This is a genomic window from Rugamonas violacea, assembly GCF_016461825.1.
In the GTDB taxonomy this organism is placed as follows: domain Bacteria; phylum Pseudomonadota; class Gammaproteobacteria; order Burkholderiales; family Burkholderiaceae_D; genus Rugamonas.
This window is the reverse complement of sequence record NZ_JAEMNU010000117.1, coordinates 21,140-37,431: the sequence shown is the minus strand read 5'-3', so window position 1 is coordinate 37,431 and position 16,292 is coordinate 21,140. Positions and strand designations below refer to the sequence as shown.

Genomic DNA, 16,292 nt, shown 5'->3' with positions numbered 1-16,292 from the left:
GCGTTCGTGTTGATTGACTGTGTTTCTAGATAACTCACATTTTATCAATCACTTACGACATTCTTGCCCTTTTTTATGAAAAATTCAGGCTAGTGGCGCGCCAAACGATGCAGTATTCTGCACAATGGCGCGGACAGAACGGGCGCCGAACAGGCATCCACCGCGGACCTCCGTGGCCGCTGCGCGGATGTATCCATCCCCCGCTAGTTGAAGAGGAAGACCGACGTGAACAACTTCACCAAGATCGCAGCCAGCTGCGCCATGCTGGCCAGCGCCAGCGTATCCGCCCACGGTTACATCAGCCTGCCCGAGTCCCGCAACCTGCTGTGTCAGCAGGGCGGCAACAGCAATTGCGGCGCCATCCAATGGGAGCCGCAAAGCCTGGAGGGACCGTCCGGCTTCCCCGCCGGCGGTCCGGCCGACGGCGTGTTGGCCGGCGCCGGCCTGGCCCAGTTCGGCGAACTCAATGAACAGACCAGCAGCCGCTGGAGCAAGCGCGAACTGAAGGCCGGCGCCAACGTCTTCAACTGGGTGTTCACCGCCAACCACGCCACGCGCAACTGGCGCTACTACCTCACCCGCGCCGACTGGAACCCGAACCAAAAACTCAGCCGCGCCGCCTTCGACCTCACCCCCTTCTGCGTCATCGACGGCGCCATGCAGCAACCGCCCAAACAGGTCAGCCACAACTGCACGGTGCCACCGCGCACCGGCTACCACCTGATCCTCGGCGTGTGGGAGATCGGCGACACCCCCAACAGCTTCTACAACCTGGTCGACGTGCTGTTCAAGGACGGCGGCACCCCGCCGCCACAATGGAGCCAGGCCGGCGTCATCTACCCCTCGCTCGACCTGAACATCGGCGACAGCGTGGCCAGCCGCGTGTTCGACGCCGCCGGCGAGCATCCCGAGCTGCAAACCAAGGTGGTCATCGCCAACGCCGCCGACGGCCAGCGCAACAACTGGTCGTACCTGCTGGCCAGCCGCATCAACGCCGAACAGCCGCTGCTGCGCGCCGGCCAACTCGACCAGGCCGGCGCCATCAACCCCGTCTACGGCCAGAACACCATCTACGCCAAGGCCGGCAGCAACCTGACGCGGGTCGAGGTGCAGGTCAACAAAGAGACTCCGCCGCCGGCCGCCGACTTCAGCGTCAGCGACCTGAAGACCGCCTACGTCATCAAGAACGGCCAGTTGAGCATCGACTTCAGCGTCAGCGCCAACGCCGAAATGGACCTGAGCGCCTATCTGTACGACGGCGCCGGCCTGGCCAAGGGCTACGCCACGGCCACGCTGAACAACAACAGCGCGCCGCTGGCGGTGGCGCTGAACCAGCCCAAGGCGGGCGCGCACCAGATGGTGCTCAAGGCCGTCGTCAAGGGCAGCGGCGCGGTGCTGCAGAAAACCTTCAACATCAGCCTGAGCGAGGACAGCGGACCGGCCGCCTACGACTACGTCTTCCCGGCCAACCTGGGCAGCTACAAGGCCGGCACGCGTGTGCTGCAACCGAAGAACGGCAAGGTGTATGTCTGCAAACCCTTCCCGTACAGCGGCTACTGCCTCCAGTGGAGCGCCAACTCGACCTACTACGAACCCGGCGTGGGTAGCAACTGGCAGGACGCCTGGAACGCTCAATAGGGACGACGGGCAAGCGGAACAGCCCTCTTTTGTGGTGCGCAATACAATGCCGCGTCTGACGGCGCGGTGCGGGCATAACGGGAACGCCAAGCGGCCATCCCCGGCCCGCACCGCCGCCGCGCGGATACTCCATCCACCACAAGTTCTAGAGGAAAACCGACGTGCATCATTTCACCAAAATCGCCGCGGGCTGCACCCTGCTGGCCAGCGCCGGCGTGTCCGCCCACGGCTACATCGAGCAACCCGAATCGCGCAACCTGCTGTGCAAACAAGGCGGCAACGGCAACTGCGGCGCCATCCAGTGGGAACCGCAAAGCGTCGAGGGACCGTCCGGCTTCCCGGCGCGCGGCCCGGCCGACGAGGTGCTGGCCAGCGCCGGCCTGGCCCAGTTCGGCGAACTCAATGAGCAGACCAGCAGCCGCTGGACCAAGCGCGAACTGAAGGCCGGCGCCAACGTCTTCCGCTGGCAGTTCACCGCCAACCACGCCACCCGCAACTGGCGCTACTACATCACCCGCGCCGACTGGAACCCGAACCAAAAACTGGGCCGCGCCGCCTTCGACCTCACACCGTTCTGCGTCGTCGACGGCGGCATGCGCCAACCGCCCAAGCAGGTCAGCCACAACTGCACGGTGCCGCCGCGCAGCGGCTACCAAGTGATCCTCGGCGTGTGGGAGATCGGCGACACACCCAACAGCTTCTACAACCTGGTCGACGTGATGTTCAAGGACGGCGCCACGCCGCCGCCGCAATGGAGCCAGGCCGGCACCATCTACCCCTCGCTCGACCTGAACATCGGCGACAGCGTGGCCAGCCGCGTGTTCGACGCCGCCGGCGAGCGCCCGGAGCTGCAAACCAAGGTGCTCATCGCCAGCGCCGCCGACGGCCAGCGCAACAACTGGTCGCACCTGCTGGCCAGCCGCATCAACGCCGAACAGCCGCTGCTGCGCGCCGGCCAGATCGGCCAGAACGGCGTCGTCAATCCGGTCTACGGCCAGAACACCGTCTACGCCAAGGCCGGCAGCAATCTGACGCGGGTCGAGGTGCAGGTCAACAAGGAGACGCCGCCGTCGGTGAGCGACTTCAGCGTCGCCGACCTGAAAACCGCCTACGTCATCAAGAACGGCCAGTTGAGCATCGACTTCAGCGTCAGCGCCAACGCCGAGATGGAATTGGGCGCCTATCTGTACGACGGCGCCGGCGTGGCCAAGGGCTTCGCCTCGGCGGCGCTGAACAACAACAGCGCGCCGTTCGCGCTGGCGCTGAACCAGCCGAAGGCCGGTCCGCACCAGTTGGTGCTGAAGGCGACGCTGTCGGGCGGCACGCTGCTGCAGAAGACCTTCGTCATCAACCTGAGCGAGCAAGGCAAGCCGGGCGCCTACGACTTCACCTTCCCGGCCGGCCTGACCAGCTACAAGGCGGGCAGCCGCGTGCTGCAACCGAAGGACGGCAAGGTCTACGTCTGCAAGCCCTTCCCCTACAACGGCTACTGCGTGCAGTGGAGCCCGCAGGCGACACACTTCGAACCCGGTGTTGGCAGCAACTGGCGCGACGCCTGGAGCCAGCAGTAAGCGTTGACGTCCGCAGTCATCGTTGAGATATAAGTGAAAACGGGCGCGCCCTTGCCGCGCGCCCGTCAGCGCCGTGGCAGCAGCAGCTGCGCGGCGCTGTGCGACACCGGCTGCGAGAACAGATAGCCCTGGGCGTATTGGCAGCCCTCGCGCTGCAACAGGGCGTACTGGCCCTCGGTCTCGACGCCCTCCGCCACCACCGACAGCTGCAGGCTGTGCGACAGCGCGATGATCGCCGCCACGATGGCGCGGTCCTCGGCGCTCTGCTCCAACTCCTTGACGAAGGCGCGGTCGATCTTGATCTTCTTGACCGGGAAGCGCTTCAGGTAGGCCAGGCTGGAATAGCCGGTGCCGAAGTCGTCGATCGACAGGCGGATGCCCATGCTGTTGATCTGGCCGAGAATGTCCAAGGTCTGCTCGCCGTGCTGCATCAGCGCCGTCTCGGTGATCTCGAACTCAAGCAGCGCCGGATCGATGCCGGTCTCGTCGAGGGTGCGGCGGATCGACTCGATCAAGCCGCGATGCATGAACTGGCGCGGCGACAAATTGACCGCCAGCGGCACCGGCGCCAGCCCCTGCCGCATCCACGCCATGCTCTGCGCGCAGGCGGCGCGGATCACCCATTCGCCGATCGGCACGATCTGGCCGTTCTCCTCGATGATGGGGATGAAGCTGTCGGGCATGACCAACATGCCGTCCGCCCGGCGCCAGCGCAGCAGCACCTCCATCGCATGCAGGCGGCGCGTGCCGATGTCCATGATCGGCTGGAAGTGCAGCTCGAACTCCTGGTTCGCCAGCGCGCCGCGCAGGCTGCTCTCCAGCTCGAAATGCTGGGCCGCCGCCTGGTTCATACTTTGATGGAAGAACTGGTAGTTGTTGCGGCCGCTGGCCTTGGCGTGGTACATGGCGGCGTCGGCGTGGCGCATCAACGTCTCGACGTCGGCGCCGTCGTCCGGATAGACGCAGATGCCGATCGACGGCGTGATGTGCAGCGCGCGGCCCTCCAGCGGGAAGGCGGCGGCCAGCGCGTCGATGATCTTCTCGGCCACCTGGCTCGACTCGTCGACGTTGCGGATGCCCGGCACCAGCACGACGAACTCGTCGCCGCCCAAGCGCGCCACGGTGTCGCTGGCGCGCACCGCGCGGCACAGCCGGCCGGCGACCTCCTTGAGCAACTGGTCGCCGGTCATGTGGCCGAGCGAGTCGTTGATGGTCTTGAAGCGGTCCAGGTCGATGAACATCACCGCCAGCCGGCGCTGCGAACGCTGCGCCGCCAGCATGGCGCGGTCGAGCCGGTCCGACAGCAGCGCGCGGTTGGGCAGGCCGGTCAGGCTGTCGTGGTAGGCCATGTGGTGGACCCGCGCCTCGGCCTGGCGCCGTTCGACGATCTCGCCCTGCAGCAGGGCGTTGGCGCCGGCCAGCTCGGCGGTGCGTTCGAGCACGCGCACCTCCAACTCGTCGCGCGCGCGGCTGACCGCCTCGGCCGCCTCGCGCCGCGCCGTCACGTCGTCGACCAGCCAGACCGAGCGTCCGTGCGGCTGGCTCAGGTCGAACGGCCGGCCCGACAGGCGCGCCCAGAAGCTGCTGCCGTCCTTGCGCACCAGCTGGTGCTCGGACATGTTGACGCGGCCGGCATGGAAGTCGCCGGCCGTCTCGCCACGGGCGCGCTGCCAGGCGTCGCGGTCGGCGTAGAAGGCCTGCACGCTGAGCATGTTCATCTCGCCCGCGGCGTAGCCGAACAGCTCCTCCATCTTGGCGTTGCAGCGCAGGTTGTAGCCGCCCTCGACCACCGAGATGCCCAGCACCGCGCTGTCGAGGATGGCCTGGTTCTCCAGCAGCGCGTTGCGCAGCGACTCCTCGGCCGCCTTCTGCTCGGTGCGGTCCTCGATGATCCAGATGGTGCCCTGGGTCGGATCGGCCGGATTGACCACGTAGCCGATCAGCTGCGCCCACAGACGGCTGCCGTCCTGGCGCTGCATCTCGATCTCGGTCTGGAACGGCCGCCCCAGCGACAGGTGCGGATAGGCCGCCGCGCCCAGCTGCTCGTAGGACTCCTGCGAGATGTACAGCGAGCGTCCCGGCAGGCCCAGGCCCTCGTCGCCCTGGTAGCGGAACATCTCGCCAAAGCCCCGGTTGTAGCGCGTGATGAGGCGGTTCTTGGTGAACAGGATGCTGACCGAGGCGTTGGTCATGATCGCCTCGACCTCCATCTGCGTCTGCCGCGTCTGGCTGACGTCCTCCAGGATCCAGATGGTGCCGCCGTCGCTGTGCGCGTCGTCGACCGCCTTGGCGCGCACGCGGCACCAGATCAGCGTGCCGTCCTTGCGCTTGAACTGGTACTCCGGCTTTTCGAACGGCATGCCGTTGCCGAGCAACGGCGCGGCCTCGCGGCCGAATTCCTCGTACACCTCGGGCGAGGGGAAGACGGTGGCGGCGGGCCGGCCGATCAGCTCGCCGCGCTCGTAGCCGAACATCTCGGCCAGCCGTGGATTACAGCTCAACATCAGCTGCGCCCTGCTGAACAGGATGCCGACCGAGGCGTTGTCGAGGATCGCCTTCTGCTCCAGCAGCAGCTGCTTGGTGGCCTCCTCGGCGCTTTTCTGCGCACTGCGGTCGTCGAAGATCCAGATGGTGTCCTGCTGGCTGCGGCCGGGGTTGATCATGTAGCCGAAGGCGTGCGCCCAGAAGGTCGAGCCGTCCTGCCGCCGCATCTCCATCTCGGCCTGGTAGGGCAAGCCGCGCGCCAGCAGCGGCGCGGCGCGGCGCACCACGGCGCGGAAGGCCTCGGCCGATGGATACAACGTGGCGGTCAGCTGGCCGATGCCCTCCTCGCCGGCGAAGCCGAAGAACTCGCCGAAGCGGCGGTTGTAGCGCAGGATGCGGTCGTCGCGCTGGAAGCCGATGGCCAGCGGCGCGCTGTCCATCACCGCCTGCATCTCCAGCAGCGCGCGGCGCAGCCGCTCCTCGTCGCAGCGGTGCTCGTTGATGTCCTCGATGATCCACACCGTGCCCTCGGCGGTGTTGGACGGGTCGATGGCGCGGCCGTACAGGCGGCCCCAGAACAGGCTGCCGTCCTTGCGCAGCAGCTGCGCCTCCTTGACGAAGGACTGCCCCTGCGACAGCGGCGGCGTGGCCTCGCGGCCCAGCTCGGCGAACGCCTCCTCGGACGGGTAGACCACCATGGTCGGTCCGCCCTCCAGCTCGTGGCGGGCGAAGCCGAACATCTCGGCGAAACGCAGATTGCATTCCTGGATGCGGCCGGCCTTGCTGAACAGGATGCCGACGGCGGCGTTGTCGAGGATGGCCTGCTGTTCGAGCAGCGTCTTGCGCAGCGCGCGCTGGTCGCGCTGCACGCTGCTGATGTCGCTGAAGACGATGGTGGCGCCCTCGGCCTCGTCGCCGGGCAGCGGCTTGGCCCACACCTGCACGGCGACGTACTGGCCGCTGGCGCAGCCCAGGCAGCTGCTCCAGCGCTGCTCGGCCGGACCGGCGCCGTGGGCGCCGAGCACGGTGTCGAGCTGGACCACGCTGTCGCCCCGCACATGGCGGGCGAACAGCTCGGCCAAGGCGTGGCCGCAAGCGTCGAAGCCGATCAGCGAGCGCAGTTCCGTGTTGGCGGCGACGACCAGGCCGCCGGCGTCGCAGGCGCAGGCGGGCAGTCCGATCAACTGCAGGGCGTCGGCTACAAAATCAGGGTTCGTCGAGACTCGATTCATCTACACCAGGGCGCCATAAGGAAAAACGTTGCCCTCGCATCGCGGCATCGTGGTGGGAAGATCATAAACCACATTGCCGCCGTTTGACCATTTTGCCGGCTGACGCGCGGCTCTAAATCGCCTCCAAAAACGACAATGCCCGGCGGGCGGGCATTGTCGTAGATATCACCTTGCTATTTAGCTCAGTGGGCGGCCGCTCCGGCGGCGCCGATGCCGGTCTCGGAGCGCATCTCCTGCGCCTCGTAGCCGGCCCGGTCGATGCGGGCGCGGTCGCTCTTGTCGAGGATGGAGAACAGCCAGATGCCGACGAAGCCCGCCGTCATCGAGAACAGCGCCGGCGAAGCGTAGGGGAACAGCGCGTCGTGATTGCCCAGCACGTCGACCCAGACCGACTTCGACACCACCGTCAGCACCACGGCCGTGGTCAGGCCCATGAAACCGCCGATGGTGGCGCCGCGCGTGGTGCAGTCCTTCCACAGCACGGACATGAACAGCACCGGGAAGTTGGCCGAGGCGGCGATGGCGAAGGCCAGCGAGACCATGAAGGCGATGTTCTGCTTCTCGAAGGAGATGCCCAGCACCACGGCGATGACGCCGAGGGCGATGGTGGTCAGCCGCGAGACGCGCAGTTCGCTGGCGCCGCTGGCTTTGCCCTTCATGAACACGGTGGCGTACAGATCGTGCGAGACGGCCGAGGCGCCCGACAGGGTCAGACCGGCGACCACCGCCAGGATGGTGGCGAAGGCGACCGCCGAGATGAAGCCGAGGAAGACGTTGCCGCCGACCGCCTTGGCCAGATGGATCGCCGCCATGTTGTTACCGCCGAGGAGTTTGCCGGCGGCGTCCTTGAACTCGGGATTGGTGCTGACCAGGACGATGGCGCCGAAGCCGATGATGAAGGTCAGGATGTAGAAGTAGGCGATCCAGGTGGTGGCCCAGAACACCGACTTGCGCGCCTCTTTGGCGCTCGGCACGGTGAAGAAGCGCATCAGGATGTGCGGCAGGCCGGCGGTGCCGAACATCAGCGCCATGCCGAAGGAAATCGCCGAAATCGGGTCCTTGATGAAGGTGCCGGGGCCCATGATGGCGTCCTTTTTGGCGTGGATCTCGACCGATTTGGCGAACAGCGCCTCGGGGCTGAAATTGAATTGCGCCAGCACGACGAAGGCCATGAAGGTGGCGCCGCCGAGCAGCATGACGGCCTTGATGATCTGCACCCAGGTGGTGGCGGTCATGCCGCCGAACAGCACGTAGATCATCATCAGCGAACCGACCAGCACCACGGCGATCCAGTACTCCAGGCCGAACAGCAGCTTGATCAACTGGCCGGCGCCGACCATCTGCGCGATCAGGTAGAAGGCCACCACGACCAGCGTGCCGGAGGCGGAGAAGATGCGGATCGGCTTCTGTTTGAAGCGGTAGGCGGCGACGTCGGCGAAGGTGAAGCGGCCCAGGTTGCGCAGGCGCTCGGCCATCAAAAAGGTGATGATGGGCCAGCCGACCAGGAAGCCGATGGCGTAGATCAAACCGTCATAGCCGTTCAGGAAGACCGAGGCTGAGATGCCGAGGAAGGAGGCGGCGGACATGTAGTCGCCGGCGATGGCCAGTCCGTTCTGGAAGCCGGTGATGCCGCCGCCGGCGGTGTAGAAGTCGGATGCCGATTTGGTTTTTTTGGCGGCCCACTTGGTGACGAACAGCGTGAAGATGACGAAGGCGGCGAACATCGAGATCGCGGTCCAGTTGGTCGGCTGCTGCTCGGCCTGGCCCAGGTCGGCGCCGGCGGCCAGCGCCACACCGGCTACGCCGAACAAGGCCAGCGCGGCAAGGCTGCGTTTGGCGGCGTTCATGCTTTCACCCGTTCCTGGATGGCGTGGGTCAGCTCGTCGTACTCGCTGTTGGCGCGGCGGACGTAGACGCCGGTGACGACCACGGTGAAGACGATGACGAACAGGCCGATCGGCATCCCCCAGGTCATCACGCCGGCACCGGTCTTGGCGCTGAGGAGTTCCTTGTCGAAGGCGATCAGCAGGATGTAGCCGTAGTAGACGACCATCATGCACCAGGTGAGCGCCCAACCGAACTTGGAGCGGGCCTTCACCAGCTTGCGGTAGTTGGGATCGCCCTTAATTTTTTGAACCATATCGTCATGCATTTTTGCGTCTCCTTTTATGTCTATCTTTGCTGCTCTTTTTCGCCAGCCTGAAGCCAGCGTAAAGCGCCAGCCTTACCGTCCCCTTACGTGCATAAAAAAAGCTCCTCGCGTTGGCACGCGAGGAGCTTGAAAAAAAGTGCGCCAACACCGGCGCGGCGATTGGAATCGGAGCGGCGTCAGGGCGGCGTCAGACTTGCAGCGCGCTCTTGATTTGCTGTAGCGAGGCGGGGTCCTCGATGGCGGTCAGGTCGCCGGGATTGCGGCCCTCGCAGATCGCTTGGATCGAGCGGCGCAACAGCTTGCCGGAGCGCGTCTTGGGCAGTTGCGGCACGAAGTAGACCCGGGCCGGCCGCGCCACCGCGCCCAACTGGCGATCGACCACGCCCATGATCTCGCGTTCCAACGCCTGCCGTCCTTCCGCCGTGGCGATCTGCTCGGCGTGTTTGACGATGGCGAAGGCGATCGCCACCTGGCCCTTGAGCTTGTCCTCGACACCGACCACCGCCACCTCCGACACGTTGGCGTGGCTGGAGATCGACTCCTCGATCTCGCGCGTGCCGAGGCGGTGGCCGGCGACGTTGATGACGTCGTCGGTGCGGCCAAGGATGAAGTAGTAACCGTCGGCGTCGCGCACGCCCCAGTCAAAGGTCGAGTAGACCTGCCGGCCGGCGAAGGTGGACCAATAGGTGTCGACGAAGCGCCGGTCGTCGCCGTACACGGTCTGCATGCAGCCCGGCGGCAGCGGGCCGTCGATCACCAGCACGCCCTTCTCGTTGGCGCCACACTCTTCGCCGGTGGACTCGTTGAGCAGCTTGACCTTGTAGCCGTACATCGCCACGCCGGGGCTGCCCAGGCGGGTCGGCCTGTCCTCGACGCCCTTGGCGATCGACAGGATGGGCCAGCCGGTCTCGGTCTGCCAGTAGTTGTCGATGATGGGCACGCCCAACTCGCCGGCGATCCACTGCGAGGTGGTCTCGTCGAGCGGCTCGCCGGCCAGGTACAGCGCGCGCAAGGACGACAGGTCGTACTTGCGCATGAACTCGGGCGGTTGCTTGCGCAGCACGCGGATCGCCGTCGGCGCCGAGAACATCCGCGTCACCTTGTACTTCTCGACGATGCTCCACCAGATGCCGGCGTCCGGGCAGACCGGCAAGCCTTCGTACATGATGCTGGCCATGCCGGCGATCAGCGGGCCGTAGACGATGTAGGAGTGGCCGACCACCCAGCCGATGTCGGAGGTAGCGAAGAAGGTCTCGCCGGCCTTGGCGCAGAAGTTGTACTTCATCGAAGACGCCAGCGCCACCGCGTAACCGCCGACGTCGCGCTGCACGCCCTTCGGCTTGCCGGTGGTGCCGGAGGTGTAGAGGATGTAGGACGCTTCGTTCGATTCGAGCCAGGTGACCGGCACGCGCGCATCGAGGTGGACGGCGCGCAGCGTGGCGTAGTCGACATCGCGGCCGGCCACCAGCGCCATCGGCGCCAGGCCACGGTCGACCAGCAGCACCTTGGCCGGCTTGGCGTTGGACAGTTCGATCGCCGCGTCGAGCAGGTGTTTGTAGGGGATGGCCTTGCCGTTGCGCGAGCCGGCGTCGGCCGAGACGATCAGCGCCGGCTTGGCGTCGTCGATGCGGCTGGCCAGGCTGTTGGCGGCGAAACCGCCGAACACCACCGAGTGGATCGCGCCGATGCGGGCGCAGGCCAGCATGGCGAAGGCCGCCTCGGCGATCATCGGCATGTAGATCAGCACGCGGTCGCCACGGCCGACGCCCAGCGCCAGCATGATGGCGGCGCAGCGTTCCACCTCGCTTTGCAGCTCATTGAAGCTGTAGGTTTTTTCGGTATTGGTTTCGGTCGAGATGGCGATCAGCGCCGCCTTGTCGCCCTGCGTCGCGCACCAGCGGTCGACGGCGTTGTGGCACAGATTGGTCCGGCCGCCGACGAACCATTTGGCGAACGGCGGGCGCGAATAGTCGAGCACCTGCGTGTGTGGGATGTTCCAGTCGATCAGTGTCGCCTCATCGCGCCAGAATTGTTCAGGCGTGTCGATAGAGCGCTGATAGAATTCAGCGAAATTCATGTCTCCTCCTTGGATCGTGCGAATCGATAGCGGTCGCGCTCACGCTCGTGTTCAGAACGTGGCCCGGCCGGTGCGGCTGGCGAGCTTCATGTCGGAAGAGACTTGAAGTTCGCCGCCCTAGTTTTTAGAACGCATTAGAACCCATTAGAACGCGTCGCCGGGCACGCGGACCCAACCTTCCATCAGCACGCGGGCGCTGCGGCTCATGATGGCCTTGGTCACGCTCCACTCGCCGCCGTCGACCTGGCTGGCTTCGGCGCCGACCATCAAGGTGCCCGAAGGGTGGCCGAAGCGCACCGCGTTACGCGGGCCGCCGCCGGCCGCCAGGTTGACCAGCGTGCCGGGAATGGCGGCGGCGGTGCCGATGGCGACTGCCGCCGTGCCCATCATGGCGTGGTGCAGCTTACCCATCGACATGGCGCGCACCAGCAGGTCGACGTCGCCCGCCTTGACCGCCTTGCCGCTCGATGAAACGTAGTCCGCCGGCTTGGCGACGAAGGCCACCTTGGGCGTGTGCTGGCGCTTGGCCGCCTCGTCCAGATTGGCGATCAGGCCCATGCGCAAGGCGCCGTGGGCGCGGATGGTTTCGAACTTGGCCAGCGCCGCCGCGTCGAGGTTGATGGCGTCCTGCAGCTCGGTGCCGCTGTAGCCGATGGCCTCGGCGTTGACGAAGATGGTCGGGATGCCGGCGTTGATCATGGTGACCTTGAGCGTGCCGATGCCGGGCACCTCCAGCTCGTCGACCAGTTGGCCGGTCGGGAACATCGAGCCGCCGGCGCCCTCCTCTTCCGCCGCCGGGTCCAGGAACTCCAGCTTGACTTCGGCCGCCGGGAAGGTCACGCCGTCGAGTTCGAAGTCGCCGGTCTCCTGCACCGCGCCGGCGGTGATCGGCACGTGGGCGATGATGGTCTTGCCGATGTTGGCCTGCCAGATCCGCACCACGGCCACGCCGTGGTGCGGAATCCGCTCGGCGTCGACCAGGCCGGCGCTGATGGCGCAGGAGCCGACGGCGGCCGACAGGTTGCCGCAGTTGCCGCTCCAGTCGACAAAGGCCTTGTCGATGGCGACCTGACCGAACAAATAGTCGACGTCGTGGCCGGCTCGCGCGCTCTTCGCCAGGATCACCGTCTTGCTGGTGCTGGAGGTGGCGCCGCCCATGCCGTCGGTCTGCTTGCCGTAGGGGTCGGGGCTGCCGATCACGCGTAGCAGCAGCGCGTCGCGCGCGGCGCCGGGCACGCGGGCTACCTCAGGCAGATCCTGCAGGCGGAAGAACACGCCCTTGCTGGTGCCGCCGCGCATATAGGTGGCGGCGATTTTGATTTGCGGTGTATGGCTCATCTTAGGCCGCCTTGGTGGATTCGAGGAAGTCCTGGGCGAAGCGCTGCAGCACGCCGCCGGCTTCGTAGATCGAGACTTCTTCGGCGGTGTCGAGGCGGCAGGTCACCGCCACCTCGACGCGCTCGCCGTTGCGGCGATTGATGAGCAGGGTCAGCGTCGAACGCGGGGTGCGCTCGCCGACCACGTCGAAGGTCTCGGTGCCGTCGATGGCCAGCGTGTTGCGGTCGACGCCAGGCTTGAACTCCAGCGGCAGCACGCCCATGCCGACCAGGTTGGTGCGGTGGATGCGCTCGAAGCCCTCGGCGACGATGGCCTCGACGCCGGCCAGACGCACACCCTTGGCGGCCCAGTCGCGCGACGAGCCTTGGCCGTAGTCGGCGCCGGCGATGACGATCAGCGACTGCTTGCGCTCCATGTAGGTCTCGATGGCTTCCCACATGCGCGTCACCGTGCCTTCCGGCTCGATGCGCGCCAGCGAACCGGCCTTGACCTTGCCGTCCACTTTGACCATCTCGTTCTTCAAAGTCGGATTGGCGAAGGTGGCGCGTTGCGCGGTCAGGTGGTCGCCACGGTGGGTGGCGTAGGAGTTGAAGTCCTCCTCCGGCAGGCCCATCTTGGCCAGGTACTCGCCGGCGGCGCTGTCGAGCATGATGGCGTTCGACGGCGACAGGTGGTCGGTGGTGATGTTGTCGCCCAGGACCGCCAGCGGACGCATGCCCTTGAGCGGACGGGCGCCGGCCAGCGCGCCCTCCCAGTACGGCGGACGGCGGATGTAGGTGGTCTGCGGCCGCCAGTCGTACAGCGGGCTGACGGCGATGCCGTCGTCGGCCTGCTTGGCGAACATCGGAATGTAGACCTTGCGGAACTGCTCTGGCTTGACGCTGGCGGCGACGATGGCGTCGATCTCTTCATCGCTCGGCCAGATGTCGTGCAGGCGCACCGGCGCGCCGTCGGCGGCGTGGCCGAGGATGTCCTTCTCGATGTCGAAGCGGATCGTGCCGGCAATGGCGTAGGCCACCACCAGCGGCGGCGAGGCGAGGAAGGCCTGCTTGGCGTAGGGGTGGATGCGGCCGTCGAAGTTGCGGTTGCCGGACAGGACGGCGGTGGCGTACAGGTCGCGCTCGACCACTTCCTGCTGAATCACCGGATCGAGCGCGCCGGACATGCCGTTGCACGAGGTGCAGGCGAAGGCCACCACGCCAAAGCCCAGTTGCTCCAGTTCGGGCAGCAGCTTGGCTTCCTGCAGATACAGCTCGACGGTTTTCGAGCCTGGCGCCAGCGAGCTTTTCACCCATGGCTTGCGGCTCAGGCCGAGGCGGTTGGCGTTGCGGGCGATCAGGCCGGCGGCGATCATGTTGCGCGGGTTGTTGGTGTTGGTGCAGCTGGTGATGGCGGCGATGATGACGGCGCCGTCGGGCATGCGGCCCGGCTCGTTTTCGACCACGCCGCTGATGCCGCGCGCGGCCAGCTCGGAGGTCGGCACGCGGTTGTGCGGATTGGACGGGCCGGCGATGTTGCGCACCACCGAGGACAGGTCGAAACTGATGACGCGCTCGTACTCGGCGTGCTTGAGCGTGTCGGCCCACAGGCCGGTGTGTTTGGCGTACAGCTCGACCAGCTTGACCAGCTCGTCGTCGCGGCCGGTCAGCTTGAGGTACTTGATGGTTTGCTGGTCGATATAGAACATGGCGGCGGTGGAGCCGAACTCCGGCGCCATGTTGGAGATGGTGGCGCGGTCGCCCAGGGTCAGGTGGGCGGCACCGTCGCCGAAGAACTCCAGGTAGGACGAGACGACCTTTTGCTTGCGCAGGAATTCGGTCAGCGCCAGCACGGTGTCGGTGGCGGTGATGCCGGGCTGCGGCTTGCCGGTCAGCTCGACGCCGATGATGTCGGGCAGGCGCATCCACGAGGCGCGGCCGAGCATCACGCTTTCCGCTTCCAGGCCGCCGACGCCGATGGCGATCACGCCGAGCGCGTCGACCATCGGGGTGTGCGAGTCGGTGCCGACCAGGGTGTCGGGGAAGGCGACGCCGTCCTGCACCTGCACCACCGGCGACATGCGTTCCAGATTGATCTGGTGCAGGATGCCGTTACCGGGCGGGATCACGTCGACGTTCTTGAACGCCTTCTTGGTCCAGTTGATGAAGTCGAAACGGTCCTCGTTGCGGCGGTCCTCGATGGCGCGGTTCTTGTTGAAGGCGTCCGGATCGAAGCCGCCGCATTCCACCGCCAGCGAGTGGTCGACCACCAGTTGGGTTGGCACCACCGGGTTGACCAGCGCCGGGTCGCCGCCCTGCAGGGCGATGGCGTCGCGCAGGCCGGCCAGGTCGACCAGCGCGGTCTGGCCGAGGATGTCGTGGCAGACCACGCGGGCCGGGAACCACGGGAAGTCGAGGTCGCGGCGGCGTTCGATGAACTGCGACAGCGAGGCGTTCAGCGTGGCCGGGTCGCAGCGGCGCACCAGGTTCTCGGCCAGTACGCGCGAGGTGTAGGGCAGCTTGTCGTAGGCGCCTGGCTGGATCGCGTCGACGGCGGCGCGCGTGTCGAAGTAGTCTAGCTGGGTGCCGGGCAGGTTCTTGCGGTGCAGGCTGTTCATTATTCACGCTCCTTGATCGGCACGAAGGTCAGGTCGTCCGGGCCGACGTAGTTGGCGCTCGGGCGGATGATCTTGTTGTCGATGCGTTGTTCGATGATGTGGGCGGCCCAGCCGGAGGTGCGCGAGATGACGAACAGCGGCGTGAACATCGCGGTCGGCACACCCATCATGTGGTAGGAGACGGCGGAGAACCAGTCCAGGTTCGGGAACATCTTCTTGATGTCCCACATGACGGTTTCCAGGCGCTCGGCGATGTCGAACATCTTGGTCGAACCGGCTTCCTTCGACAGCTGGCGCGCAACTTCCTTGATGACCACGTTGCGCGGGTCGGAGATGGTGTAGACCGGGTGGCCGAAGCCGATCACGACTTCCTTGTTGGCGACGCGGTTGCGGATGTCGGCTTCGGCCTCGTCGGGGTTCTCGTAGCGTTTCTGGATCTCGAAGGCGAACTCGTTGGCGCCGCCGTGCTTGGGACCGCGCAGCGCGCCGATCGCGCCGGTGATGGCCGAGTGGATGTCCGAGCCGGTGCCGGCGATGACGCGGCTGGTGAAGGTGGAGGCGTTGAATTCATGCTCGGCGTAGAGGATCAGCGAGATGTGCATCGCCTTGACCCAGGAGTCGGACGGCTTGTGGCCGTGCAGCAGATGCAGGAAGTGGCCGCCGACGGAGTCGTCGTCGGTCTCGACTTCGATGCGCTTGCCGTTGTGGCTGAAGTGGTACCAGTACAGCAGCATCGAACCAAAGGAGGCCATCAGGCGGTCGGCGATATCGCGCGCGCCCGGCGCGTTGTGGTCGTCCTTTTCCGGCAGCGTGCAGCCGAGCACCGAGACGCCGGTGCGCATCACGTCCATCGGGTGGGCCGAGGCCGGCAGCGCTTCGAGCGCGGCCTTGACGGCGGCGGGCAGGCCGCGCAGCGATTTCAGTTTGCCCTTGTAGCCTTTGAGTTCGGCGGCGTTGGGCAGCTTGCCGTGCACCAGCAGGTAGGCGATTTCTTCGAACTCGCAGATCGGCGCCAGGTCCAGGATGTCGTAACCGCGGTAGTGCAGGTCGTTGCCGGTCTTGCCGACCGAGCACAGCGCCGTGTTACCGGCGGTGACACCGGACAGGGCGACGGATTTTTTCGGCTTGAAGCCGGCGGCTTGTTCAACACTCATGTTGGTTCTCCAGAATTCGATGGTGATTTTTTTGGGCGGCGTTGCGCGCC

At 66.3% G+C, this 16,292-nt stretch carries 9 protein-coding genes; 2 read left to right on the top strand and 7 right to left on the bottom strand.

Annotated elements, in window-relative coordinates; genetic code table 11:
• The first annotated feature begins 225 nt into the window (after nucleotides 1–225).
• Together gbpA (H7U20_RS20735) and gbpA (H7U20_RS20730) are read left to right on the top strand one after the other, a co-directional pair.
• The gene (gene gbpA / locus H7U20_RS20735) at nucleotides 226–1,638 is read left to right on the top strand and encodes an N-acetylglucosamine-binding protein GbpA (protein ID WP_199761043.1); all 1,413 of its coding nucleotides are present in this window, start codon (nucleotides 226–228) and stop codon (nucleotides 1,636–1,638) included.
• Nucleotides 1,639–1,799: 161 nt separating this feature from the next.
• Nucleotides 1,800–3,209 (top strand): N-acetylglucosamine-binding protein GbpA, encoded by a 1,410-nt coding sequence (gene gbpA, locus H7U20_RS20730; protein WP_199761042.1) that lies wholly within the window; start codon nucleotides 1,800–1,802, stop codon nucleotides 3,207–3,209.
• Nucleotides 3,210–3,274: 65 nt separating this feature from the next.
• On the opposite strand, the gene H7U20_RS20725 is transcribed toward gbpA (H7U20_RS20730), so the two are convergent.
• The 7 genes from H7U20_RS20725 to prpC all read right to left on the bottom strand — a co-directional run bounded on the left by H7U20_RS20725 (nucleotide 3,275) and on the right by prpC (nucleotide 16,242).
• Nucleotides 3,275–6,925, bottom strand: coding sequence for a sensor domain-containing protein (locus H7U20_RS20725; protein WP_199761041.1), 3,651 nt, complete (start codon nucleotides 6,923–6,925; stop codon nucleotides 3,275–3,277).
• 182 nt (nucleotides 6,926–7,107) lie between these two features.
• On the bottom strand, nucleotides 7,108–8,772 hold the full coding sequence (locus H7U20_RS20720; RefSeq protein WP_199761040.1) for a cation acetate symporter: 1,665 nt from the start codon (nucleotides 8,770–8,772) through the stop codon (nucleotides 7,108–7,110).
• Nucleotides 8,769–9,077: a DUF485 domain-containing protein gene (locus H7U20_RS20715; RefSeq protein WP_199761039.1), complete on the bottom strand. Its 309-nt coding sequence runs from the start codon at nucleotides 9,075–9,077 to the stop codon at nucleotides 8,769–8,771. Before H7U20_RS20715 ends, H7U20_RS20720 begins: the two co-directional genes overlap by 4 nt.
• Nucleotides 9,078–9,264: 187 nt before the next feature.
• Complete coding sequence (locus tag H7U20_RS20710) at nucleotides 9,265–11,154, bottom strand: propionate--CoA ligase (protein WP_199761038.1); 1,890 nt, start codon at nucleotides 11,152–11,154, stop codon at nucleotides 9,265–9,267.
• A 144-nt stretch (nucleotides 11,155–11,298) separates the two neighbouring features.
• Complete coding sequence (gene prpF / locus H7U20_RS20705) at nucleotides 11,299–12,492, bottom strand: 2-methylaconitate cis-trans isomerase PrpF (protein ID WP_199761037.1); 1,194 nt, start codon at nucleotides 12,490–12,492, stop codon at nucleotides 11,299–11,301.
• 1 nt (nucleotide 12,493) lies between these two features.
• The gene (acnD, locus tag H7U20_RS20700) at nucleotides 12,494–15,088 is read right to left on the bottom strand and encodes a Fe/S-dependent 2-methylisocitrate dehydratase AcnD (RefSeq protein ID WP_199761036.1); all 2,595 of its coding nucleotides are present in this window, start codon (nucleotides 15,086–15,088) and stop codon (nucleotides 12,494–12,496) included.
• Nucleotides 15,088–16,242, bottom strand: a complete 1,155-nt coding sequence (gene prpC, locus H7U20_RS20695) for a bifunctional 2-methylcitrate synthase/citrate synthase (protein ID WP_199761035.1) — start codon at nucleotides 16,240–16,242, stop codon at nucleotides 15,088–15,090. The genes acnD and prpC overlap by 1 nt, the downstream gene beginning before the upstream one ends.
• Nucleotides 16,243–16,292 lie beyond the last annotated feature (50 nt).

What these genes read in the sequence shown, in the direction of transcription:
- H7U20_RS20725 (WP_199761041.1), bottom strand. Translation starts at nt 6,925, where the DNA reads ATGAATCGAGTCTCGACGAACCCTGATTTTGTAGCCGACGCCCTGCAG.
- H7U20_RS20720 (WP_199761040.1), bottom strand. Translation starts at nt 8,772, where the DNA reads ATGAACGCCGCCAAACGCAGCCTTGCCGCGCTGGCCTTGTTCGGCGTA.
- H7U20_RS20715 (WP_199761039.1), bottom strand. Translation starts at nt 9,077, where the DNA reads ATGCATGACGATATGGTTCAAAAAATTAAGGGCGATCCCAACTACCGC.
- H7U20_RS20710 (WP_199761038.1), bottom strand. Translation starts at nt 11,154, where the DNA reads ATGAATTTCGCTGAATTCTATCAGCGCTCTATCGACACGCCTGAACAA.
- prpF (WP_199761037.1), bottom strand. Translation starts at nt 12,492, where the DNA reads ATGAGCCATACACCGCAAATCAAAATCGCCGCCACCTATATGCGCGGC.
- acnD (WP_199761036.1), bottom strand. Translation starts at nt 15,088, where the DNA reads ATGAACAGCCTGCACCGCAAGAACCTGCCCGGCACCCAGCTAGACTAC.
- prpC (WP_199761035.1), bottom strand. Translation starts at nt 16,242, where the DNA reads ATGAGTGTTGAACAAGCCGCCGGCTTCAAGCCGAAAAAATCCGTCGCC.